Origin of the sequence: Microbacterium sp. B35-04 (assembly GCF_010634885.1) — a bacterium.
GTDB lineage: Bacteria > Actinomycetota > Actinomycetes > Actinomycetales > Microbacteriaceae > Microbacterium.
Genome location: NZ_MWLP01000041.1, coordinates 13593 through 35197, shown reverse-complemented (window position 1 = coordinate 35197; position 21605 = coordinate 13593). Strand labels below are relative to the sequence as shown.

23 protein-coding genes, 1 tRNA gene and 1 pseudogene are annotated in these 21605 nt (G+C 70.6%); 8 read left to right on the top strand and 17 right to left on the bottom strand.

The annotated features are described in order from the left end of the window. Positions 1 to 138 precede the first annotated feature (138 nt). The 4 genes from B1729_RS11380 to B1729_RS11365 all read right to left on the bottom strand — a co-directional run bounded on the left by B1729_RS11380 (position 139) and on the right by B1729_RS11365 (position 2387). Positions 139 to 339 (bottom strand): cold-shock protein, encoded by a 201-nt coding sequence (locus B1729_RS11380; protein ID WP_091488690.1) that lies wholly within the window; start codon positions 337 to 339, stop codon positions 139 to 141. A gap of 132 nt (positions 340 to 471) precedes the next feature. Continuing rightward, positions 472 to 1041 carry a LytR C-terminal domain-containing protein gene (locus B1729_RS11375; protein ID WP_163619651.1) on the bottom strand — a complete coding sequence of 190 codons (570 nt, stop codon included), beginning with the start codon at positions 1039 to 1041 and terminating at the stop codon, positions 472 to 474. Between the two features lie 68 nt (positions 1042 to 1109). Then, on the bottom strand, positions 1110 to 1358 hold the full coding sequence (locus B1729_RS11370; protein WP_163619653.1) for a DUF3263 domain-containing protein: 249 nt from the start codon (positions 1356 to 1358) through the stop codon (positions 1110 to 1112). A 9-nt stretch (positions 1359 to 1367) separates the two neighbouring features. Then, the gene (locus B1729_RS11365) at positions 1368 to 2387 is read right to left on the bottom strand and encodes a DUF2332 domain-containing protein (protein WP_163632765.1); all 1020 of its coding nucleotides are present in this window, start codon (positions 2385 to 2387) and stop codon (positions 1368 to 1370) included. A 190-nt stretch (positions 2388 to 2577) separates the two neighbouring features. On the opposite strand from B1729_RS11365, the gene msrB reads away from it, so the two are divergent. Then, a complete protein-coding gene (gene msrB, locus B1729_RS11360; RefSeq protein WP_163619657.1) occupies positions 2578 to 2994 on the top strand; it encodes a peptide-methionine (R)-S-oxide reductase MsrB in 417 nt (138 codons plus the stop codon). Further along, the gene (locus B1729_RS11355) at positions 2994 to 3530 is read left to right on the top strand and encodes a nitroreductase family protein (protein ID WP_163619659.1); all 537 of its coding nucleotides are present in this window, start codon (positions 2994 to 2996) and stop codon (positions 3528 to 3530) included. Before msrB ends, B1729_RS11355 begins: the two co-directional genes overlap by 1 nt. Before the next feature lie 108 nt (positions 3531 to 3638). Here the strand turns inward: B1729_RS11355 and bcp are convergent. From bcp to B1729_RS11330, 5 genes and pseudogenes are all read right to left on the bottom strand, one after another. Then, a pseudogene (gene bcp, locus B1729_RS11350) lies at positions 3639 to 4088 on the bottom strand (thioredoxin-dependent thiol peroxidase); the annotation flags it as partial. Between the two features lie 37 nt (positions 4089 to 4125). Next, complete coding sequence (locus tag B1729_RS11345; RefSeq protein ID WP_163619662.1) at positions 4126 to 5040, bottom strand: CoA ester lyase; 915 nt, start codon at positions 5038 to 5040, stop codon at positions 4126 to 4128. 311 nt (positions 5041 to 5351) lie between these two features. Further along, positions 5352 to 6299 carry a DMT family transporter gene (locus B1729_RS11340; RefSeq protein ID WP_163619664.1) on the bottom strand — a complete coding sequence of 316 codons (948 nt, stop codon included), beginning with the start codon at positions 6297 to 6299 and terminating at the stop codon, positions 5352 to 5354. Positions 6300 to 6403: 104 nt separating this feature from the next. Continuing rightward, positions 6404 to 6479 (bottom strand) — tRNA-Thr (locus tag B1729_RS11335). Positions 6480 to 6517: 38 nt separating this feature from the next. Beyond that, the gene (locus tag B1729_RS11330; protein WP_163619666.1) at positions 6518 to 7468 is read right to left on the bottom strand and encodes a thioredoxin domain-containing protein; all 951 of its coding nucleotides are present in this window, start codon (positions 7466 to 7468) and stop codon (positions 6518 to 6520) included. A gap of 225 nt (positions 7469 to 7693) precedes the next feature. On the opposite strand from B1729_RS11330, the gene ugpC reads away from it, so the two are divergent. Continuing rightward, positions 7694 to 8797, top strand: coding sequence for a sn-glycerol-3-phosphate ABC transporter ATP-binding protein UgpC (gene ugpC, locus B1729_RS11325; RefSeq protein ID WP_163619668.1), 1104 nt, complete (start codon positions 7694 to 7696; stop codon positions 8795 to 8797). Between the two features lie 72 nt (positions 8798 to 8869). Beyond that, positions 8870 to 10174 (top strand): DUF4032 domain-containing protein, encoded by a 1305-nt coding sequence (locus B1729_RS11320; RefSeq protein WP_163632763.1) that lies wholly within the window; start codon positions 8870 to 8872, stop codon positions 10172 to 10174. 88 nt (positions 10175 to 10262) lie between these two features. Here B1729_RS11320 and B1729_RS11315 read toward each other — a convergent pair whose 3' ends face one another. The 3 genes from B1729_RS11315 to cysS form a co-directional block, all read right to left on the bottom strand. Continuing rightward, positions 10263 to 10904, bottom strand: coding sequence for an NAD(P)H-binding protein (locus tag B1729_RS11315; RefSeq protein ID WP_163632761.1), 642 nt, complete (start codon positions 10902 to 10904; stop codon positions 10263 to 10265). Positions 10905 to 11006: 102 nt separating this feature from the next. Continuing rightward, positions 11007 to 11999 carry a 23S rRNA (guanosine(2251)-2'-O)-methyltransferase RlmB gene (gene rlmB, locus B1729_RS11310; protein WP_163632758.1) on the bottom strand — a complete coding sequence of 331 codons (993 nt, stop codon included), beginning with the start codon at positions 11997 to 11999 and terminating at the stop codon, positions 11007 to 11009. A 30-nt stretch (positions 12000 to 12029) separates the two neighbouring features. Further along, complete coding sequence (cysS, locus tag B1729_RS11305; protein WP_163632756.1) at positions 12030 to 13490, bottom strand: cysteine--tRNA ligase; 1461 nt, start codon at positions 13488 to 13490, stop codon at positions 12030 to 12032. Between the two features lie 91 nt (positions 13491 to 13581). Here cysS and B1729_RS11300 point away from each other — a divergent pair, with 91 nt between their 5' ends. Together B1729_RS11300 and B1729_RS11295 are read left to right on the top strand one after the other, a co-directional pair. Beyond that, complete coding sequence (locus tag B1729_RS11300) at positions 13582 to 14532, top strand: EamA family transporter (RefSeq protein WP_163632755.1); 951 nt, start codon at positions 13582 to 13584, stop codon at positions 14530 to 14532. Positions 14533 to 14584: 52 nt separating this feature from the next. Then, positions 14585 to 15052, top strand: coding sequence for a GNAT family N-acetyltransferase (locus B1729_RS11295; RefSeq protein WP_163619679.1), 468 nt, complete (start codon positions 14585 to 14587; stop codon positions 15050 to 15052). A 33-nt stretch (positions 15053 to 15085) separates the two neighbouring features. Here the strand turns inward: B1729_RS11295 and ispD are convergent, their stop codons facing one another. Continuing rightward, complete coding sequence (ispD, locus tag B1729_RS11290; protein ID WP_163632752.1) at positions 15086 to 16288, bottom strand: 2-C-methyl-D-erythritol 4-phosphate cytidylyltransferase; 1203 nt, start codon at positions 16286 to 16288, stop codon at positions 15086 to 15088. Positions 16289 to 16417: 129 nt separating this feature from the next. Further along, positions 16418 to 16900, bottom strand: a complete 483-nt coding sequence (locus B1729_RS11285) for a CarD family transcriptional regulator (RefSeq protein WP_045298114.1) — start codon at positions 16898 to 16900, stop codon at positions 16418 to 16420. A gap of 177 nt (positions 16901 to 17077) precedes the next feature. On the opposite strand from B1729_RS11285, the gene B1729_RS11280 reads away from it, so the two are divergent. Then, a complete protein-coding gene (locus tag B1729_RS11280; protein ID WP_239539598.1) occupies positions 17078 to 17608 on the top strand; it encodes a DNA modification methylase in 531 nt (176 codons plus the stop codon). Between the two features lie 70 nt (positions 17609 to 17678). Here the strand turns inward: B1729_RS11280 and B1729_RS11275 are convergent, their stop codons facing one another. Together B1729_RS11275 and B1729_RS11270 are read right to left on the bottom strand one after the other, a co-directional pair. Next, entirely contained in the window at positions 17679 to 18362 is a 684-nt protein-coding gene (locus tag B1729_RS11275) for a response regulator transcription factor (RefSeq protein WP_163620567.1), read from the bottom strand. After that, positions 18359 to 19777 carry an ATP-binding protein gene (locus tag B1729_RS11270; protein ID WP_345770810.1) on the bottom strand — a complete coding sequence of 473 codons (1419 nt, stop codon included), beginning with the start codon at positions 19775 to 19777 and terminating at the stop codon, positions 18359 to 18361. The genes B1729_RS11275 and B1729_RS11270 overlap by 4 nt, the downstream gene beginning before the upstream one ends. Positions 19778 to 19946: 169 nt before the next feature. On the opposite strand from B1729_RS11270, the gene phoU reads away from it, so the two are divergent. Next, positions 19947 to 20624, top strand: a complete 678-nt coding sequence (gene phoU, locus B1729_RS11265) for a phosphate signaling complex protein PhoU (RefSeq protein ID WP_163620566.1) — start codon at positions 19947 to 19949, stop codon at positions 20622 to 20624. Positions 20625 to 20762: 138 nt separating this feature from the next. On the opposite strand, the gene B1729_RS11260 is transcribed toward phoU, so the two are convergent. Beyond that, a complete protein-coding gene (locus tag B1729_RS11260) occupies positions 20763 to 21512 on the bottom strand; it encodes a phosphoglyceromutase (RefSeq protein WP_163632750.1) in 750 nt (249 codons plus the stop codon). Positions 21513 to 21605 lie beyond the last annotated feature (93 nt).

Genomic DNA, 21605 nt, shown 5'->3' with positions numbered 1-21605 from the left:
ACGAGTGCTAACTCATTCTGGCACTCGACCCTATCGAGTGCAAGCCGCGATGACGGATGCCGCAACACGAAGAGACGGGGAGCCTTTCGGCATCCCCGTCTCTTCATCAGGTTCAGCGCCAGGCGCTGCGGCGGTCGTTCAGACGACGCGCACCGCCTCAGCCTGGGGGCCCTTCTGCCCGGAGCCGACCGTGAACTCCACGGTCTGCCCCTCTTCGAGCACGCGGAAGCCCGACATGTCGATGTTCGAGTAGTGGACGAAGACGTCCTGGCCGTCGGCGACGGTGATGAAGCCGAATCCCTTCTCGGCGTTGAACCATTTGACGGTGCCCTGGGTCATGCGAATCTCCTGTAGCCGGCGGTGCAGGGCTTCATCGTATGCAGGCGAAAACACGGCCTCGGCGCGTTTCGTCACTTGTTGACACGCAGGAATACAAGTGTTTACCGGCGCGAAACACGCCGCAGCGCGCGGTCAGGGGGTGGGTGCGGGCGTCTGTCCGGCGGCGGTGCGATCGAGACCGATCACCACGGTCAGCTGGGGGACGTCCGGGGAGGTCGCCGGGTAGGCATCGCTCTGCTCGATCCCGGCGCCGCCGATGACGCCGGCGAGGCCGGCCGCCGCCGCTTCGTCCGCCGGGTCGACGTAGAAGACGGTGGTCGTCGGGAAGTCCTGCGAGCCGGCTTCGCCCGCCGTCACCTTCTCATCCGCCCAACCGGCACCGACGACGACGTCCTTCATCTGCGTCGCCAGTCCCTGCTCGGGGGTGGCGTTCAGGATCATGACGTCGTAGTCCATGTCGACCACGGGTGTGACCTCGGGCTCGGGCGCCACCGTGGGAGCGGGCGTCGGCACCAGCTCGATCCGGCCGGAGGCCAGCAGGGTGCCGAAGATCCCGACGAGGATGAGCACGACCGTGGCCAGTGCCGCCCACAGCAGCACGACCCAGCCGCGCATGCGGGGGTTCTCCGCCCGGTGCGCGCCGACGCGGTCCGTCTCCGGCACATCGTCGAAACGATCCCGGGGGAAGCTGGTGGTCGGCACCCGTCGATGCTACCCGGCCGGTGCTGGGCGTCCTGCGCGCGACAGTCCGTCCGCGCCCGAACCGGTACTCAGCGCGCGTCGGCGGAGCGGGCGGCGCGCTCATGCAGCCGCGCATCGCGCAGTCGGCGGAGTCGCTTCACGAGCATCGGGTCGTGCTCCTGGGCCTCGGTCGTGTCGATGAGCCGCCCGAGCAGCTGGTAGTACCGCGCCGGCGACACGCCCAGCTCGGCGCGGATCGCCTCCTCCTTGGCCCCGGCGTGCCGGCGCCACTCGGCCTCGAAGTCGAGGAGGGCGCGGTCACGGTCGGTCAGAGGCACGCGTCCACGCTAGCTCGCGGCATCCATCCCTCCGGGGTGCCACGCGCGCCAGTGCACGAAACCGCCGAGCGGATCCACCGCGGCCAGCGGCTCGCCGTCGCGGCCGAGCACGAAGCCGCCCCATGTGCCGGGATCGACGGCCCCATTCCATCGCTCGTGGAGGCCGGGCGGATCGATCGTGATCCACACAGCATCCAGCTTCCGCACGGCGTCGATCAGCCGCTCGCGCCCGGCGCGCGGGATGTGCGGGAGCACTCCCGGCGTGGTCACGACGAGCGTCGCACCGGCCGGCGCGAGCGCTGCGGCGGTCCGCAGGACCTCCGGATCGGACGCGTCGCCGGCGAGGAGCAGCGGCGGGTCGGCCGCCACGATGTCGAGGGCGGCTCCGATCCGCGCGGCGCGGCCCACCTCCCCCGGCCACACGAGGCTCGTGAGGAACCGCCGGTCACCGGCGTCGGCCGCGTCGAGCGGATCGAGGTCGATCCCGGCGCGCCACACCACCTGCGGCATCTCGAGCGACGGGTCGCCGGTGACATCGCAGTCCAGCATCACGGTCGACGGCCCGTCGGCCGGGTCGAGCGCCGTCACGCCCCCGCCGCCGTGGTAGCGGTACGAGTAGCGGTCGGGGTACAGGCACAGTCCCGCGCTCGCACCGACCTCGAGCAGAGCGATCGGCCCAGGCACGGTGGCGAGCGCGGGCAGGAGCGCCGCACATCGCTGCGGCTCGTTGGTCTGCAGGCGGCGGGCGGATGCCTCGGCCACAGCCTCGTCGGCGTGCACGCGGAGCCACGCGGCCCACGCCGGATACCCCTCCTCGGGTGCCCCGAGCATGCGGGTGACCGCGAAGACGAGGGGCGGCTGCCGCCGGGTGGCCGGAATCCGCGCGAGGATGGCGGCGAGGTCGGGATCGGCGGCGACGCCGCGAGCCCAGTCCGCGTAGAGGTCGGACCGCCCGGGCGCCTCATCGCGCGCGAAGCGCCCGTACCGCTCCGCTACCGCCGCGGTCTCGGCATCCGGGTCCTCGGTCATCCCGCCATCCTCCCCCACGGCCCGCTCTTCGGGGTTCGGGGCGCCCCGCGAACGTTTGGGGAGCACGCGACGCGCCCCGAACGTTCCTTGCGCGCCCCAAATCCCGCACCCGACGACCCGCTGCCCCGCCGGCTGAGGTTGAATGGAACCTGAAGTGCACGGGCCCGGATGCTGTGCCCAGGAGGAGACCATGACCTACGCCGTCGACAAGAGCGACGCCCAGTGGCGCGAAGACCTGTCCGCCGAGCAGTACGCGGTGCTGCGTGAAGCCGGCACCGAGCGGCCGTGGACCGGCGAGCTGCTCGACGAGAGCCGCGCCGGTCTGTACACGTGCGCGGCGTGCGGCGCCGAGCTGTTCCAGGGCGGCACCAAATTCGACTCGCACTGCGGATGGCCGAGCTTCTACGAATCCATCCGCCCTGAAGCGGTCGAGCTGATCGAAGACAACAGCCACGGGATGGTCCGCACCGAGGTGCGCTGCGCGAACTGCGGCTCGCACCTCGGCCACGTGTTCCCTGACGGCTTCGGCACGCCGACCGGCGACCGCTACTGCATGAACTCGATCTCGCTGCAGTTCACGCCGGGCGACGAGCCCGGCGCCGCCTGATGCCCGGAGCACTGGAGGCCGCGCTCGCGCGGCGATCGTGGTCCAAGGTCACCGAGGAGGCGCCGACGCACGATGAGCTGCTTGAGCTCGTGGCCGCCGCCGGTCGGGTCGCAGATCACTCGTCGCTCCGGCCCTGGCGACTCATCGAGCTGCGCGGCGACGATCGCGACCGGCTCGGCCGTGCGATCAACAAGGCGCAGGGCGACAAGGGCGTGTCGTCGAAGACGATGCGGGCCCCCCTGCTCATCGCCGTCGTCGCGAGCTATCGCAAGAGCCACAAGGTGCCTCGCTGGGAGCAGGAGGCCGTCGCCTCGGGCGTCGCCCACATGCTGAGCCTCCTGCTGGACGAGGCGGGCTGGGGTGTCATCTGGCGCACCGGCCACTACACCCGCGCCAAGGCCGTCGCCAAGGCGCACGGCCTCAAGAAGAACGAGGAGCTCCTCGGCTGGCTGTACGTCGGCGGCAAGCCGCCGCGGTCTCGGCCGGAACGACGCAAAGCGATCGACGCCCGCGGGCTCGTCAGCCGGATGCCCTGACGGGCGGCGGATCGACGCTGCTGACACGGATGCCGCGAATCGGCCCGTCGCCCGGATGAAGGTGGCGGGCCGGCCGGACGGGTCTCGGGCGGCGAGCTGAGCGCGCAGCCGCTCCACATGACCCTTCGGGTCGACGTGGTACTCGGCCGACTCCACCGTGCCGTCGGCGGTCAGGACGAACGTCGAGCGGATGAGTCCCACGCGCTCCTCGCCGCCCACGACCTTGGTGCCCCAGGCACCCCAGGCCTCTGCCACGGCGTGGTCCTCGTCGGACAGCAGCGGGAACTGCAGCTGCTCGGCCTCCGCCCACTCCGCGAGCCGCGCCACCGAGTCGGGCGAGATGCCGACGACGGCGGCGCCCGCTGCCTGGAGCGAGGCGAGGTTGTCGCGGAAGTCGCAGGCCTCGGTCGTGCAGCCGGGGGTGAAGGCGGCCGGGTAGAAGTAGACGATCAGGCGTCGGCCGGCGAAGTCCTCGGGCCGGACCACGGCGCCCGTGGAATCGGGGAGGGCGAACCCCGGGTTCTCGTCGCCTTCGCTCAAGCGGATGTCGTCAGCCATGTGGTGCGTCCCTTCGGGTTCGGTGGTGCGGCGTCGGTCACGAAGTCGGGTGCACCCCGAACGCGATCGCCAGCTTCTCGATCTTCTGCGCGCGGCCGAGTCGCGGCAAGTCGCTGCCGTCGCGGACCACCCGGCCGCGGCTCTCGAAATCGGCGAGGAAGTCCAGCGCCCACTCCACCTCGCTCGGTGCGGGGCAGATCACCTCGTTGATGACGGGCGCCTGTTCGGCCGCGAGGCACAGCTTGCCGGTCATGCCCATCGACACGGTGATCGCGGAGTGCTCGCGGAGCGTCGGCATGCTGTTGCCCACCGTGGGGCCGTCGATCGGACCCGGGAGGTCGCCGACGCGGCTCGCGACGACCAGGCGCGCCCGCGGGTACGCCATCGCCTCGGCATCCGCACTCATGCCGGTGTCGCGGCGGAAGTCACCGCTGCCGAACGCGAGACGGAACGCGCCGCGCGCACGGGCGATATGGGCGGCGTCCTCCATGCCCAGCGCCGACTCGATGAGGGCGACCACGGGCACGCTGGCGCGCAGGCGGTCGAACGAGCTCGTCACCTGGTCGGGCGACTCGGTCTTGGCCAGCATGATGCCGAGCAGCCCCGGGACACCGACGAGGGCGGCGAGGTCGTCAGCCCAGAACGGGCTGGCCGCGTCGTTCACCCGCACCCACGCACGGCCTCCGCCAGCGAGCCAGTCGACGACGTCCTGCCGTGCCTGCGGCTTGTTCCTCGGGTCGACCGCGTCTTCGATGTCGAGCACGACGGCGTCGGCGCGGGAGGCTGCCATGTCTGCGAACGACTCGGGGCGCGTTCCGGGCACGAGCAGCCAGGAGCGGGCGATCGACGGGTCGACGGCGCGGTGGCGCGCCGGACGGACGGAGATCAAGGTGCGCAGGTCCTCCTCTGGGTCGAGGACCTCTGCGCCGTTGCCATAGGGATCTGCCGACATCTCACTCTTCTTCCGGAATTCAGGTCTGAGGCCGTCGCGGGCCGTCGGGCGCGGCACGCGCATCGCGCAGCAGGCGACCGCGATGGTGCGGCTTCACGCCCGCCGGCGGCTGACGAGCGGGCGGGGTGCGCGCGCTGTCGAGCCGACGTGGAGCACGGCGCCGCCCCTGCGGGTGACGCCCGGGGCCGGCTGTCGCGCCGACATCCATTCCACCACCTTCTCGCGCCGGCGGCGCACCGGAGGGCGATCACCGCGTCGGAGCGCCATGGTCGCCTGTCTTGTCGGCGGGGAGGAGGGACCGGCACGCGGCGTCACCGCCGGCGGCGCGGCATCCGTCCCCACGGCACGACCGCCACGACCACCGAGAGGATCGCGAGCGTCGACATGAGCAGCGACGCTGCCGGAGCTGGTGCCCCCGCTGCCGGCCAGATCGCGTCGATGAGCACGGACGTCACCACCTGCCCGACGACCGTGCCCAGACCCAGCAGCAGCACTCCGGTGTGGGGCACGAGTGCTGCCGCCAGGAAGATGTACGCCACCCCGATCACCCCGCCGAGGTAGAGCCAGGGATCGGACGGGTACGACGTCGGCGGGCCGGCGACCCCGGTGTGGATGAGCTCGGCGACGCCGAGGACAGCGGTCCCGCCGATGAAGTTCACCAGGGTCGCGGTCAACGGCGTTCCGACGCGCTGACGCAGCCTGCCGTTGACCGCGGACTGCCAGGCGATGCCGGCGCCGACCAGGAAGGGCAGCACGACCAGGACGGGCGGGGCATCGATGCCGCCCGCCAGCGACACTCCGGCGGCGAGCAGCGCCAGCGCGCCGCCGGCCAGCCGCGCGGGGGTCACCGCCACGACGCCCGCCGGGCCGATGCCCGAACGGTCCAGCAGCAGGCCGCTCACGGTCTGCCCGGCGACGACCCCGACCGTGAACAGTGCGACGCCGATGATGCCGACAGCCAGAGATTGCGTGGCGACCGAGAGCGCGCCGGCGACACCGCCGCCCAGCATCCAGATCGGGATGCCGCCGCCGCGCACCCCGCTGATCAGCGCGGCGAAGCCCCGCCGTCCCTGCGGCAGGGCCGCTGAGAGCACGACCAGCACGACCAGGCCTGAGCCGAACGAGATCACCGCGGCCGCGAACCCGTCGTCGATGCGGACGCCCAGTTGGCCGTTGATGCGCGCCTGCACCGCGGTCAGCACCCCGATGAGCGCGGCGCCGCCGAGGCCCATCCAGACGGGCAGGCGGGATGCGGTCACCCGATCCATTTTGCCTGCCCACGACCGGCGTCGATGACGACGACATCTGAGGTGGAGCCGACGACGCGTGACAACGTGCGTGTCGACGCCGAGATGTGACGAGGTGGAGCCGACTACGGGACTTGAACCCGTAACCCCCGTATTACAAGTACGGTGCGCTACCAATTGCGCCAAGTCGGCAGAGCGCCCAGTCTAGCGGCGCCCGCGCAGGCACCCGATCAGGGAGCCGGGGTCGGAGTCGGGGTCGGCGTGGCCTTGTAGTACGCGTCGCTCGCGACCGTGAGGACGAACTGCGCGAACTCCTTGGGGTCGTCCAGCTTGCCCACGTACTGCGTGCCGTTCACGAGCACCATCGGCGTGCCGGTGAGGGCGGCGCCGCCGGTTCCGGGAAGCTCCTGCAGCGCCCGGTCGGTCGCCGTCTTCGCCCACGAGGCGTACGACTGCTCCTCGATGCACGCTCGCACGACCTTCGGGCCGTCCAGACCGGTGGCGATCGCCATGGCGGCGAGCTCACTGTCGCTGTAGCCGTCGGAGTCGACCTCGGGCTGCTGGCGCAGCAGCGCGTCGTTGAACGCGAAGAAGTAGTCCGGAGCGTGCTGGGCGACGCAGGCGGCCGCACCGGCAGCGCGCAGCGAGTACTTGGTGCCGTTGGACTTGGCCGTCAGCATCGCCACCGGGTAGTAGGTCAGGGTCGCGGCGTCGTCGTCGACCCACTCCGACAGCTGCTTCATGTTGGCCAGCTGGAAGTCCCGCGAACCGGTCGAAAGATAGTCGACGTACACCCGGATCTCGACCGCGGGGGCCTCCGTGGGCGTCCCCGTGGGTGTGGGTTCCGACGCAGGCGCGGGGGTGGCCGTGCTCGCCTCGCCCCCAGGAGTCCCGTTCACGTCCGCACCCTCGGATCCCACGCCGCCACCCGTGACGTCGCTCACCACGAAGCCGTCGTCCACGACGTTCGCAGGGCTCATCATCGGCTTCGACGCACTCGACGAGACGGTCCACGTCACCACGACCGCGATGACGGCCACGAACGCGAGGGCGACGACCGCGAGGGACGTCCGTCGGATGAGACGAGCCCGGGACTGCCGCGCCTTCACCTGCTGCGCCTTCTCACGCACGGCGTCGCGGCGCTCGCTGGATGCGGCGTTCTGTGACTCGTCGCTCGACATGGGACCTCTCGGTGCGGAAAATCGGGCCGGTATCCGGCGGGGGCCGGACGGGAAAGTGGCCGTCAACGATGCTAGCCAGCCACCCTGGGAAATGCCCAGACGCGACCTCCGCACGCGCCGTGTCATACTGTTCGTGCGCCCGATGACGGGCGTGCGGGAATGCCCCCGCTCATTCCATCACTACGGATCGTCCGGCACGTACCTGCCGGTGAAGGAGAAGAGAACATGGCGTCCGTCACGTTTGACAACGCAACTCGCCTGTACCCCGGGGGCACTCGCCCCGCTGTGGACAAGCTCAACCTCGAGGTCGCCGATGGCGAGTTCCTGGTCCTCGTCGGCCCCTCGGGCTGCGGAAAGTCCACATCGCTGCGCATGCTGGCCGGCCTCGAAGAGGTCAACTCGGGCCGCATCCTGATCGGCGACCGTGACGTCACCGACGTCCCGCCGAAGGACCGCGACATCGCGATGGTCTTCCAGAACTACGCGCTGTACCCGCACATGACGGTCGCCGAGAACATGGGCTTCGCGCTCAAGATCGCCGGCGTCGGCAAGGAGGAGCGCGCAGCCCGCGTCCTCGAGGCCGCCAAGCTCCTCGACCTCGAGGAGTACCTGACCCGCAAGCCGAAGGCCCTCTCGGGTGGTCAGCGTCAGCGCGTCGCCATGGGCCGCGCCATCGTCCGCCAGCCGCAGGTGTTCCTCATGGACGAGCCGCTGTCGAACCTCGACGCCAAGCTCCGCGTGCAGACCCGCACCCAGATCGCGTCGCTCCAGCGTCGCCTGGGCGTCACCACCGTCTACGTCACCCACGACCAGACCGAGGCCCTCACCATGGGCGACCGCATCGCGGTCCTCAAGGACGGCCTCCTGCAGCAGGTCGGCACCCCGCGCGACCTGTACGAGAAGCCGAACAACGTGTTCGTCGCCGGCTTCATCGGCTCGCCTGCCATGAACCTGTTCCCGGCGCACCTCGCCGAGGGCGGCGTCCAGTTCGGCGACACCGTCGTCGGCATCGAGGCCGACACGCTCGGCAAGGCGCACGGCTCCGACGTCACCATCGGCGTCCGCCCCGAGGACATCCAGGTCGCCCCCGCCGACGGCAAGGGCCTCACGGTCACCGTCGACCTCGTCGAGGAGCTCGGCGCCGACGGCTACCTGTACGGGCACACCGACGTCAACGGCAAGCGCACCGACATCGTCGCGCGCGTCGACGGCCGCCGTCACCCCATCGCGGGCGACCAGGTCGCGCTGGCTCCGGTCCCCGGACACGTCCACGTGTTCGACATCGAGTCGGGCGAGCGCCTCACCGACAGGGCGATCGCTGCGGCGTAACACCGTTTCGCATCGCGACGGCGCGGGTGGGAGAGATTCCCCCGCGCCGTCGCTTTCTTTTCAGGAGGGGACGTGCCTGACGCCCTGAGCATCACCGCCAGCAGTGTGGACCCGGGACTGCTGACGCTGCCCTGGTCGACGCCGCTGGGCGACTGGCCGTCGCAGCACATCGTCTTCCTCCCGAAGGGCCTCTCACGCCATCTGGTTCGCTTCGCGAACCTCTCCGGCCGGGTGGTGGCCATCAAGGAGACGACGCAGGCGATGGCGCAGCGCGAATACGACATGCTCGGCAACCTCGCCCGCCTCGACGTTCCCTGCGTCGCACGGGTCGCCGTGATCGCCGGACGGACGGATGCCGCGGGTGAGCCGCTGCCCGCCGCCCTGGTCACCGCCCACCTGAAGTTCTCGCTCCCCTACCGCGCCCTGTTCACCCAGGTGCTGCGCCCCGACACCGCCACCCGCCTGGTGGATGCGCTCGCACTGCTGCTGGTGCGCCTGCACAACGTCGGGTTCTTCTGGGGCGACGTGTCGCTGTCGAACACGCTGTTCCGCCGCGATGCCGGCGCCTTCGCGGCGTACCTGGTCGACGCCGAGACCGGCGAGTTGCACGAGAGCGGTCTGACCCCGGGCCAGCGCGCACACGACCTCGATATCGCCCGCACCAACATCGCCGGAGAGATCATGGACCTCGAGGCCGGCGGCCGCCTCGAGGGCGGCGTCGACGCCATCGCGGTGGCGGACGGGATCGTGTCGTCGTACCACGCGCTGTGGGCGGCGCTCACCGACGAAGAGAGCTTCCGCGCCGACGAGTCCTGGCGCCTGACCGAACGGGTGCAGCGCCTCAACGAGCTGGGGTTCGACATCGGCGAGATGTCGATCCAGGCCACGGCTGACGGCGCCCGGGTGTCGATCCAGCCGAAGGTCGTGGACGCGGGCCACCATCAGCGCCGCCTGCTGCGCCTGACCGGCCTCGACGTCGAGGAGAACCAGGCCCGGCGCCTGCTCAACGACCTCGACGAGTTCCGCGCGCGCATCTCCCGCCTGGGTGACGACGAAGAGATGGTCGCGCACGAGTGGCTCACCCGCGTGTTCGAGCCGGTCGTCAAGGCGGTCCCGTGGGATCTGCGGTCCAAGCTCGAGCCCGCCGAGGTTTTCCACCAGCTGCTCGAGCACCGCTGGTATCTGTCTCAGGCGAAGGGGAAGTCGGTCCCGCTCGCGGAGTCGCTGACGAGCTACATCGACAACGTGCTGCGACACCGCCGCGATGAGGCGACGCTGATGGGGCCCCCGACCGAGACGGTGTCGCTCTCGATCATCACGTCCCCGAACCCGGTGATCGACGACGACGACGACATCGACTGGCGCGACCTCGTCTAGCGGAGTCTGACCAGCGCGCCAGGATGCGCGAAAGGGTATGTTTCCGCACACCACGCGTGCGGAAACATACCCTTTCGCGATTCCGGGGTCAGTACCCGACGGTGAAACGCTTGCGCGGGTGCTGGGGGTTCTCGATCTCGTCGACGATCGCCACGGCGAGGTCTTCTCCCGAGATGTACGACTCTCCCTCGGCGTCGGTCACGATGACGTCGCCGCCGGTGCGGTACGAGCCGGTGCGCTCGCCAGGCTTGAACGCGCCGAACCCGCCGGCGGGGTGGATGTAGAACCAGTCGACGGACTCCGGCCCAGCTTGCAGGTCGTCCAGGATGCCGATCGCCTCGAGCGCCTCGGCCTTGTAGTCCTCGCTGAACGAGGGCAGATCCACGACCCGTTGCCCGTCCTCGGTGACGAGGCTGCCGCCGGCACCGCCGATGACCCCCAGCCGGACGCCTTCGGGCAGAAGTGAGGCGAGCGCGGCGATGTTCGGGCGCACGAGGCCCTGCATGTCGCCGCGGGGCGCCACCGCCGACACGACGACGTCGACACCTTCGAGCTGCGCGAGCAGGTCAGGCACGTCGGTCAGCGAGCCCTCGATGTAGACGGCGCCGGGCTGACGCTCGCTTGGGACGCGGCGCGCGATGGACAGGACGCTGTGCCCGCGGCTCACCGCCTCGGCGACGATGTGGCGGCCGGCGTAGCCGGAGCCTCCGATGACGGCGATGCGTGCCATGTTCTGCCTTTCGATCTGTCGTGCCGGCGAACGCTCGCCGGCCCTGCGTGAGACAAGCGCGCGGCCCCGCGCTTCATTCCCCTGAATGCGACACGCAGCGACTCACTCCGGCGGAGCGGTGCGGAGCGTGGCGACCTGGTAGAGGGCGACGGATGCCGCGATTCCGGCGTTGAGCGACTCGGTGCTCGACGAGATCGGGATCGAGACGATCTGGTCGCAGGTCTCGGTCACCAGTCGCGAGAGGCCCTTGCCCTCGGAGCCCACGACGATGACCACGGGGCGGTCGGCAAGCTGCAGCTCGGGGAGGGAGACGTCTCCCCCGCCGTCGAGCCCGAGCACGAACACGCCCTGCTTCTTGAAGTCCTTGAGCATCGCGGTGAGGTTCGCCGCGATCGCGACGGGGATGCGCGCGGCCGCGCCGGCGCTCGTCTTCCACGCCGCCGAGTTGACGCTCGCCGAACGGCGCTGCGGCACGATGACGGCGTGACCGCCGAACGCGGCCGTCGAGCGGAGGATCGCGCCGAGGTTGCGCGGGTCGGTGATGCCGTCGAGGGCGACGAAGAGCGGTGTCTGGCCACCGTCGATCACCTGTTCCAGCAGGTCCTGCGGGTGGGCGTACTCGTACGGCGGCACCTTCAGCGCGACGCCCTGGTGCACGCCGTCGAAGCCCGCCATGCGGTCGAGCTCCGGCCGCGTCACCTCGAGCACCGGGATCTCGCGGTGCGTCGCGATCGCCAGCATCTCCTTGACGCGGTCGTCCATCTCGACGCGCTGCGCGATGTAGAAGGCCGTCGCGGGGATCTTCGCGCGCAGCGCCTCCAGCACCGAGTTGCGACCGGTGACGGTCTCGGTGTCGTCGTCCTTCTTGCCGGGACGCGGCGAACGCGGTGCGGACTGACCGGGCTGGGCCTTGCCGCCCGCAGCCGCGTAGCGCTCAGCGGCCGCCTTGCGCTTGCCGGCGGGGTGCCATGCGCGGTCCTCCGCCTTGGGGGTCGGCCCGCGACCGGCGAGCGACCGCTTGTTCTTGCCTCCGGTGCCCTTGGTGGGGCCCTTCTTGTTGCCCTTGCTCGCGCCCGGGCGTCCTGCCTTGGCCATCAGTTCTCCTTCATGCGGGGCGCCGCCCCGTCAGTTGCTCTCCGCGGAACGGGGCGTGTCGGCGACACTCCAGTGCGTCCCGTCGGGTCCGTCTTCGAGGGCGATGCCGGCCGCCGCGATCGCGTCGCGGATGCGGTCGGCGGCCGCCCAGTCCTTCGCTGCGCGCGCATCGGCGCGCTGCGCGATCATCGTCTGCACCAGGGCGTCGAGGGCGCGGGTCTGGTCCGAGGCATCCGTCGAGCGCCAGTGCGGGTCGAGCGGGTCGATGCCGAGCACACCCGTCATCACTGCGACGTCGGCGAACGCGCGCAGCGCCCCGTCGCGGTCGCCGGCGTCGAGCGCCGTGTTGCCCTCGCGCACGGTCTCGTGCAGCACGGCGAGCGCCTGCGGCACGCCGAGGTCGTCGTCGAGTGCCGCGGCGAACGCGGCCGGCACGGCGGCGCTCACGCGCAGGTCGTCCGCGCCGCGAAGAATCCGCACGGCGCGCTCGAGGAAGGTGCGGATGCGGTCGACCGCGGCTTCGGCCTCGTCGAAGGTCGTCGTGGTGATGTCGAGGCTGGAACGGTAGTGGGCCGCGGCGAGCGCGTAGCGCACCACCAGCGGATCGCGCTCACGCAGCACGTCCTCGGCGAGGATGAAGTTGAACAGCGACTTCGACATCTTCTGCGCACCGACGGTCACGAGGCCGTTGTGCACCCAGTAGCGGGCGAAGCCGTCGCCGGCGGCCGTCGACTGGGCCAGCTCGTTCTCATGGTGCGGGAAGCGCAGATCGAGCCCGCCGCCGTGGATGTCGAACTCGCTGCCGAGGTAGCGCCGCGACATCGCAGAGCATTCGATGTGCCAGCCGGGACGCCCGGGTCCCCACGGCGAGTCCCATGTCGCGGACGTCGGCTCGTCGGCCTTCGCGCCCTTCCACAGCGCGAAATCCCGAGGATCGCGCTTGCCCCGCGGATCGGCGTCCGCCGCCGGCTCCATGGCGTCGAGGCTCTGCCTCGTGAGCGACCCGTACTCCGCCCAGGACCGCACGTCGAAGTACACATCACCCGCGGAATCGGTCTCGGCCGCCGAGCCGGTCGAAGGGGCGGCGTATGCATGCCCCGCGTCGATGAGCCGCGCGATCAGCTCCTGCATCTGCGGGATGGAGGCGGTGGCCCGCGGCTCATAGGTCGGCGCGAGGATGCCGATCGCGCTGTACGCGCGGGTGAACTCGAGCTCCATCCGGTAGGCGAGCGCCCACCACGGCTCACCGTCGGTGGCGTTGGCGAGCACCTTGTCGTCGATGTCGGTGACATTGCGGACGAACGTGACACGCCCGTGGCGGTGAGTGAGCCAGCGGCGCAGGATGTCGAAGCTCAGCGCACCGCGCAGGTGCCCGATATGCGGCCCCGACTGCACGGTCGGGCCGCAGACGTAGATGGTGACGTTTCCGGAGTCGAGGGGCACGAAGTCGCGCAGTGTCTGCGTCTTGGTGTCGTACAGCTGAACCGTCACCGCACCAGCCTACCGGCGGTGCCACGGCAGCCCCTGGGAGCCTGGTGGCGACATGTCCGCCAGAGGGCGAGGATGCGGATATAAACGGAGGATGCATGTGCTCGCCGTCCTCGCCGCCGCCGTGCTGTTCGGCACCACCGGGACGGCCATGGCCCTCGGTCCGGACGGCACGACGCCGCTCTCGGTCGGCGTCATGCGCATGGTGATCGGCGGCGCCGGACTCGCGGTGATCGCGTTCGCCCTCGCTGCCCGTCACGCCAGGCGGCGCCCGCACACCGCGGCGAAGACGGTCCGCTCGCTGAGCCTGTCGAAAGGGGGCCTGCGCCCCCTCGCGCTGATGGTGCTCACCGGGGTGTGCATCTCGCTCTACCAGCCGCTGTTCTTCCTGGGCACGACGCGCAACGGCGTCGCCGTCGGCACGGTCGTCGCTCTCGGCTCCGCCCCGATCCTGGCGGGTCTGCTGGAGTGGGGCCTGACGCGACGGATGCCGAGCCGCACGTGGATCGGTGCGACCGCCCTCGCGACGATCGGCGTCGTGCTCCTCGGCTCGGGCGGCGAGGCGGGTGCCGCAGGCGGCACGGATCCGCTCGGACTGCTCGGGTCGGTGGGCGCAGGAGCCTCTTTCGCCGTGATCGCGAACGCACAGCGCCGCCTGCTCGACGACGGCTGGGACCCGTTCACGGTCGTGGGTGCGATGGGCGCCAGTTCGGCGATCATCTGCGCCTGCGCACTGCCCTTCGTCGACCTGACGTGGCTCGGCACCCCGGCGGGCCTGGTGATGGCGCTGTGGCTGGGACTCGCGACCATCTCTATCGCCTACGTCCTCTTCACCTGGGGGCTGAGCGGCCTGACCGCCGCCACTGCCGCGACCCTCACGCTCGGCGAGCCGCTGACGGCCAGCGTGCTGGGCATCGTCGTGCTCGGCGAGCGGCTCTCGGCGCTTGCGATCGTCGGTCTGGTGGTGCTGGCGGCAGGGCTGGCATTGCTCGCCTGGGGATCCCGTGCACCGCGCGATCCGGCGCCGTTCGCCGTCGAGGCCTGACGCGCCACGCTGAAACACGCCCGCAATCGACGCGTGGCACACTGGCCCGGACATGCAGCGCACCATCGAGATCCGCACCGACGACCTGAGCGGTGATGCCACCCGACGCCTCATCGCCTCGCACCTGGCCGGGATGCACGACACCTCGCCCGCAGAGAGCGTGCACGCGCTCGATATCGACGCGCTGCGGCATCCGTCCCTAGCTGTGTGGTCGGCATGGATCGACGGGGAGCTCGCGGGCATCGGCGCATTGAAGGCACTCGACTCCGACCGTGGCGAGATCAAGTCGATGCGCGTCGACGACCGCTTCCGGGGCACCGGCGTCGGACGCGCGATGCTGCGCCACATCGTCGACGAGGCACGGCTGCGGGGCCTGTCGAGCCTGTGGCTCGAGACCGGCACGACCGAGGACTTCGCACCGGCGCAGCGCCTGTACGCGAGCGAGGGCTTCGTGCTCTGCGGCCCGTTCGAGGACTACGCCCTCGATCCCTTCTCGATCTTCATGACGCGCGCGCTCTGACGCGCGCCGCGCCGAACCGCGGGGCCGAGATCCTCAGACGGGAACGACCAGGGCGACCGCGAAGGCGGACACGCCCTCAGCGCGTCCGGTGAATCCGAGGCCGTCGGTGGTGGTCGCCGAGACCGTGACCGGCGCTCCTCCGAGGGTGGCCGACAGCGCCCGCTCGGCTTCCGCACGGCGGGCCGAGAAGCGGGGGCGTTGAGCCTGCACCTGCACCGACACATTTCCCACGCGCCATCCCGCCTCGCCGAGGAGGGCGACCGTGCGCTTCAGGAAGACATCCGCGTGCGCGCCGGCGTACTCCGGGTGATCCGTGCCGAAATGCGTGCCGATGTCGCCCAGGCCGGCGGCCGAGAGCAGGGCGTCCACGATCGCGTGCGCCACGGCATCCCCATCGGAGTGGCCCGACAGCGGCGCCTCTCCGGGCCATTCGAGGCCCGCGAGCCACAGCGTGCCGTCGCCGCCGAAGGCGTGCACGTCCGTGCCCACCCCCACGCGGGGAACGACGGGCCCGTGCTGAAGATGCGCGGGAGCGTGCGGAACGGCCTCGGTGATGAGGTGCCGGGCACGGTCGAGGTCGGCCGTCGTCGTGATCTTGAAGGCGAGCGGATGCCCCGGCACGGCGGCCACCGCGTGGCCGGCCTCGGCGACCAGGGCGGCGTCATCGGTGAAGTCGTGGCGCGCTGTGGCGTATGCCGCATCGAGCACGTCACGCCGGAAGCCCTGCGGTGTCTGCGCGGCCGCCAGCTCGGCGCGGTCCACGGCGGCGACGATCTCGTGCCCCACGACGCGCTTGACGGTGTCGATGACCGGCAGCACAGGGATCGCACCCGCAGCGCCGGCGTCGATCGCCGCGATGACGCGCTCGAAGACCTCGGCGGGGGTCAGCGCCCGCGCCGCGTCGTGCACGAGAACGATTTCGACGTCTGCCCAGAGCGCAGCGAGCCCGGCGGCGACGGAGGCCTGGCGGGTCTCACCGCCGGCGACCACCGAGACCAGGTCACGGCGCTCACCCGCCGCAGCGAGCGCTTCGCTGAGTGCATCGCCCTCGCGCCCGGCGGGGGCCACGATCACCACCTGGGCGGCCGGGGCGGCGAACACGCCCGTCAGCGCGTGACGCAGAATGCTGCTGCCGTCGATGCCGACGAACGCCTTGGGGGCGCCGGCTCCGAGACGGGTGCCCGAGCCGGCGGCGACGACGACCACGCCGATGCGCGGCACAGGGGTGATGCTCACCCGTTCACGCTATCGCGATCGGCGGAGAGCAGCGCTCCTCGCGCCGCTCATGAACCTCGCTGAAAGCGGGTCGCCGGCGCACCGTGCACACAGCAGAACGGCGCCCCGCGGGGCGCCGTTCTGAGAGTCTCAGCTCGCGAGGACCTCGTCGAGAAGGACGCTCGCCTTCTCCTCGTCGGTCTTCTCCGCGAGGGCGAGCTCGGAGATCAGGATCTGCTTCGCCTTGGCGAGCATCCGCTTCTCTCCGGCCGACAGGCCGCGGTCCTGGTCACGACGCCAGAGGTCGCGCACGACCTCACTGACCTTGATGACATCACCGGAGGCGAGCTTCTCGAGGTTGGCCTTGTAGCGGCGCGACCAGTTGGTCGGCTCCTCCGTGAACGGAGCGCGCAGCACCTCGAAGACCTTGTCGAGACCCTCCTTGCCGATGACATCTCGGACGCCGACCAAATCGACGTTCTCTGCGGGGACTTCGATGATGAGATCACCCTGCGTGACGTTGAGCTTCAGATACTTCTTCGTCTCGCCCTTGATGATCCGGTCTTTGACCTCGATGATCGTTGCCGCCCCGTGATGGGGGTAGACGACCGTCTCGCCAACCTCAAAAAGCATGGAGTTATGTCCTTTCGGCAACCTCCAGGATACCACAGGAGAAATACGCTAAGGTTCTCCGCCCCACCGGTCGGGCGGCGACACATCCCCCACCGGGCATCGGCCACCGAGGTGCTCCGCGTGCTCGACAGCGAGCCCCTAGAATGCTGGAGAACCGTCATCCGTCTAGGAGGATCCGTGATCTCGATACACCGCCGCAACGGTCTGACGCGCGGCCGATCCGCCGCGGCACTCGGTCCCCGCAACAGCCGGCTGATCGCGTCGCTGTCCATCGGCGGCGCTCTCGTCCTCACCGCCACCGGATGCAGCATGATCTCGCCTCAGGCGACCACCATCGCCTACTCGGCCGCGGAGGGCACGAACGTCTACGACTCCGGCCCCCTCGAGGTGCGCAACGCCCTGATCGTGGCGAACGAGGACGGCTCGGAGGGCAACTTCGTCGCCGCGATCGTCAACCGCACCGAGGACTCGCAGACGCTCAACATCGAGATCGGCGAGGACGGCGCCTCGCTGACCGTGCGCGTGCCCGCCAACACGACCGTGAGCCTCGGCTCCGATGAGGACGAGCCGCTGCTGGTCGAAGAGCTCGACGCCCTGCCCGGCACCGACGTCACCGCGTTCTTCCAGTCGGGCGACGCCGAGGGCGCGCTGGCCTCCGTGCCGGTGCTCGACGGATCGCTCGACTACCTCTCCGCGCTCGCTCCCTGAACGGCCGGATCACACTCACGACGAAGAGGGCGCCCCAGCAGGGGCGCCCTCTTCGTTCGTACGCGGCCGCTCAGCCCTCGAAGCGGTAGCCGAGCCCGCGCACCGTGACCAGCATCTCGGGCGACCCCGGGTTCCGCTCGATGCGGGAGCGGATCCGCTTGATGTGCACGTCGAGCGTCTTCGTGTCGCCGAAGTAGTCGCTGCCCCACACCCGGTCGATGAGCTGGCCGCGCGTGAGCACCCGGCCCGCGTTGCGCATCAGCACCTCGAGCAGTTCGAATTCCTTGAGCGGCATGTTGATCTCGCCGCCCTCGACCGCAACGGTGTGGCGGTCGATGTCGAGCACGACCCGCCCACCCTCGAGCACCCGGTCTTCGAGGTCGGCGTCGATCTGGGAGAAGCGCCGCAGCACGGCCCGCATGCGCGCCAGCAGTTCACGCGCGGAGTAAGGCTTGGTGACGTAGTCGTCGGCCCCCAGCTCGAGTCCGACCACGATGTCGACCTCGGAGTCCTTGGCTGTCAGCATGATGATCGGCACCGCCGAGGTGGTCCTGATCTGCCGGCACACCTCGGTGCCCGGCATCCCGGGGAGCATGAGGTCGAGCAGCACGATGTCGGCGCCGCGCTCCCGGAACGACGTGAGTGCGGCGGGGCCGTCCTCGGCGATCTCCACGTCGTAGCCCTCGCGGCGGAGGAGGTAGGCGAGCGGGTCGGCCAGGTCGGGCTCGTCCTCGACGATCAAGACGCGGGTCATGCGGGATCTCCATTCCTGCCGGAGGCGAGGTTCTTGCCGGCGGCCGGGCCGACGGGGGTTCGGGGGTCAGTGGGCGCGCTCGGGTCAGCGGCCGCGGCCGGGGCCGCAGGCCGTCCTGCTGCCGATGCCGCGGACGCGCTCGGGTCGGCGAGCGGGGGCCCGCTCGCGGCGGCGAGGGCCGCAGCGGTAGACGGCGCAGCCGCCCGCGGTGCGGCGGTGGTCGGCTCGACGGCGGGCCGCTTCTTCCTGCGCGGGCGCTTGGGCTCGGGCTGGATGTCGGGCGCGTCGATCTGCGGCAGCCGGATGGTGAAGGTCGACCCGCGTCCGGGTCGCGACCACAGCCGCACCTCGCCGCCGTGACGCTGGACCGCATGCTTGACGATGGAGAGCCCCAGCCCGCTGCCACCGGTGCGGCGGGCGCGGGCCGGATCGGCGCGGTAGAAACGCTCGAAGACGCGGTCCTGCTCGCCTTCGGCGATGCCGATGCCGCGGTCCGTCACGGCGATCTCCACGACGCGGTCGACGGCCTTGACGCCGATCCCCACGCTGGAGCCGCGCGGCGAGTACGCGATGGCGTTGGCGATGAGGTTGCCGACCGCCTCGCTGAGGATCTGCGCGTCACCGTGGACGTACAGCCCTCGCGCGCCGCCCCGCACCACCTCGACCCCGGCGGAGTCCGCCTGGATCGCGTGCGCATCGAGCGCCGAGGCGACGACCTCGTCGACCGAGACGTCCCGCTGCGGCAGCTCGTCGGATGCCTGCAGGCGCGAGAGGTTCATGATGCGCGATGTCAACAGCGCCAGGCGGTTCGCCTCGGCCTGCAGCCGCGTCGCGAAGATGCGCACCTGCGGCGGGTCGTCAGAGGCGGACTCGATGGCCTCGGCGAGCAGGCTCACGGCGCCCACCGGCGTCTTGAGCTCATGGCTGGTGTTCGCCACGAAGTCGCGGCGCATCTCTTCGACCCGCTCGCGCTCGGTGATGTCGCGCAGTACGAAGAGCGTCAGCCGCGGCGAGATGCGCGACGCCCGCACGACCACGAGGCGCGGTTCCGCCGGCGGCGCCCCTCGGCGCAGCCGCATCGTCTCGGTCGCGCTGGATTCGGTCGCGACCGAATCGCTCGTCCGCACGCGCCGCACGAGGGCGCGCAGCTCGTCGTTCGGCAGCGTGCCGCCCTCGACGAGGTCGAAGGCGGCGGCGGCGGCGGAGGCGGCCAGCACCGTGAACGACGCGTCCACGACGAGCGCCGCATCGTCCATCCCGTGGAGCACGCCGCGAACGCCGTCGGGGATCTCGACGGACCTCTCCGCCTGCGCGCGGTCGCGCGCCCGCATCGCCGCGACGACGACGGCGGAGATCGAACCGCCGATGATGATCCCCGCGAGGAGGGCGAGCAGCGCGAGCTGCGTCGTGTCCATGCGACCAGCGTAGAGGCACCCGCGACGCGGCATCGGACCGGAGAGGGAAGGCCTGCAGAGGATCCGGGTACTGTTCACCACGGGGGCACCATCCGTTAACCTTCCCTGGCGACAATCGGCGGGGCGCGGGACGAGCCTCTCCCCCGAAAACCATGAAAGGTGCGTCGGAATGCGCGAAGTCTTCCACCAGTCCCTCGAGGACGTGCAGGGGCGTCTCGTCGAGATCGCCGAACTCGTCACGGTCGCCATCGACAAGGCGACGCGCGCGTTCGGCACCAGCGACGTCGCTCTGGCGGAGGAGGTCATCGAAGCCGACGCGGTCATCGATGAGAAGGCCATCGAGCTCGATGAGCTCGCCATCGAGATCCTGGCGCGTCAGCAGCCGGTGGCCCGCGACCTGCGCATCGTCGTCAGCGCGCTGCGCATGAGCGCCTCGCTCGAGCGCATGGGCGACATCGCCGAGCACATCGCGCAGCTCACGCGCATGCGCTTCCCCGAGCGGGCCATCCCCAAGGGCCTCAAGTCGACGTTCCTCAAGATGGGCGAGCTCGACGTCGAGGCGGCGCGCCAGCTCACCGAGCTGCTGCGGTCGCAGGACGGCGACCTCATCGACGAGATCCGCAACGCCGACGACAAGCTCGACGAGCTGCACGTCTCGGTGTTCGAGAAGGTGCTCAGCGACAGCTGGCAGGGCGACCCGTCGGCCACCGTCGACGCGACGCTCGCCAGCCGATACCACGAGCGCTTCGGCGACCACGCGGTGTCGGTGGCGAAGAAGGTCGCCTACCTGTCGACGGGCGACTGGACCACGAGCACCGACACCATCGACATCATCACGCCGCAGTAGAAATCGGCGTCGTACGTCTCGGTCGTTCAGCGAGCGAAGCGAGACGAAACGCCTCGAACCTGCGTCGCACGTCGGTTCGAGGCGTTTCGTCTGCGTCGCTTCGCTCCTCGCTCAACGACCGGACAGATGGGTCAGTCGTCAGGCCTTGCCCTGGTTCGCGACAGCGGCAGCCCCCGCGGCGGCAGCCTCGGGGTCCAGGTACTCCCCCGGGCTGAGCGGCTCGAGGTTCTCGTCGAGGCGATACACGAGCGGGATGCCGGTGGGGATGTTGAGCTCGGAGATGTCGGCGTCGCTGATGCCGTCGAGGTGCTTGACCAGGCCGCGCAGCGAGTTGCCGTGAGCCGTCACGAGCACCGTCTTGCCGGCCTTCAGGTCGGGCACGATGTCGCTGTGCCAGTAGGGCAGCATGCGGTCGATCACGATCTTCAGCGACTCGGTGTCGGGCACCTCGCCGTCGATGCCCACGTAGCGCGGGTCGCCGACCTGGCTGTACTGGTCGTCGGCCGCCAGCGGCGGCGGAGGCACGTCGAAGGAGCGACGCCACAGCATGAACTGCTCGTTGCCGAACTCCTCGAGGGTCTGCGCCTTGTCCTTGCCCTGGAGGGCGCCGTAGTGGCGCTCGTTCAGGCGCCACGAGCGCTTCACCGGAATCCAGAGACGGTCGGCCGCGTCGAGCGCGATGTCGGCGGTCTGGATGGCGCGGCTCAGCACAGAGGTGTGCAGGACGTCGGGCAGGATGCCGGACTCGGCGAGCAGCTCGCCGCCGCGAGCGGCCTCGGCCTTGCCCTGTTCGGTGAGGCGGACGTCGACCCACCCCGTGAACTGGTTGGTCTTGTTCCACTCGCTCTGGCCGTGACGGAGGAGGATCAGCGTATGGGGCGCGGTCATGCGCCCCATGATATCCGGGCGATGACGCCCGTCCCGGCGCTGTGTCGGCGGGCGAGAACCATCGGCTCGACGATGGCGACGGCCTGGCATCAT

Coding starts and splice junctions, on each gene's coding strand:
- B1729_RS11380 (WP_091488690.1), bottom strand. CDS start 339: ATGACCCAGGGCACCGTCAAATGGTTCAACGCCGAGAAGGGATTCGGC.
- B1729_RS11365 (WP_163632765.1), bottom strand. CDS start 2,387: ATGACCGAGGACCCGGATGCCGAGACCGCGGCGGTAGCGGAGCGGTAC.
- msrB (WP_163619657.1), top strand. CDS start 2,578: ATGACCTACGCCGTCGACAAGAGCGACGCCCAGTGGCGCGAAGACCTG.
- B1729_RS11355 (WP_163619659.1), top strand. CDS start 2,994: ATGCCCGGAGCACTGGAGGCCGCGCTCGCGCGGCGATCGTGGTCCAAG.
- B1729_RS11345 (WP_163619662.1), bottom strand. CDS start 5,040: ATGTCGGCAGATCCCTATGGCAACGGCGCAGAGGTCCTCGACCCAGAG.
- B1729_RS11330 (WP_163619666.1), bottom strand. CDS start 7,468: ATGTCGAGCGACGAGTCACAGAACGCCGCATCCAGCGAGCGCCGCGAC.
- ugpC (WP_163619668.1), top strand. CDS start 7,694: ATGGCGTCCGTCACGTTTGACAACGCAACTCGCCTGTACCCCGGGGGC.
- B1729_RS11315 (WP_163632761.1), bottom strand. CDS start 10,904: ATGGCACGCATCGCCGTCATCGGAGGCTCCGGCTACGCCGGCCGCCAC.
- rlmB (WP_163632758.1), bottom strand. CDS start 11,999: ATGGCCAAGGCAGGACGCCCGGGCGCGAGCAAGGGCAACAAGAAGGGC.
- B1729_RS11300 (WP_163632755.1), top strand. CDS start 13,582: ATGCATGTGCTCGCCGTCCTCGCCGCCGCCGTGCTGTTCGGCACCACC.
- B1729_RS11295 (WP_163619679.1), top strand. CDS start 14,585: ATGCAGCGCACCATCGAGATCCGCACCGACGACCTGAGCGGTGATGCC.
- B1729_RS11285 (WP_045298114.1), bottom strand. CDS start 16,900: ATGCTTTTTGAGGTTGGCGAGACGGTCGTCTACCCCCATCACGGGGCG.
- B1729_RS11275 (WP_163620567.1), bottom strand. CDS start 18,362: ATGACCCGCGTCTTGATCGTCGAGGACGAGCCCGACCTGGCCGACCCG.
- B1729_RS11270 (WP_345770810.1), bottom strand. CDS start 19,777: ATGGACACGACGCAGCTCGCGCTGCTCGCCCTCCTCGCGGGGATCATC.
- phoU (WP_163620566.1), top strand. CDS start 19,947: ATGCGCGAAGTCTTCCACCAGTCCCTCGAGGACGTGCAGGGGCGTCTC.
- B1729_RS11260 (WP_163632750.1), bottom strand. CDS start 21,512: ATGACCGCGCCCCATACGCTGATCCTCCTCCGTCACGGCCAGAGCGAG.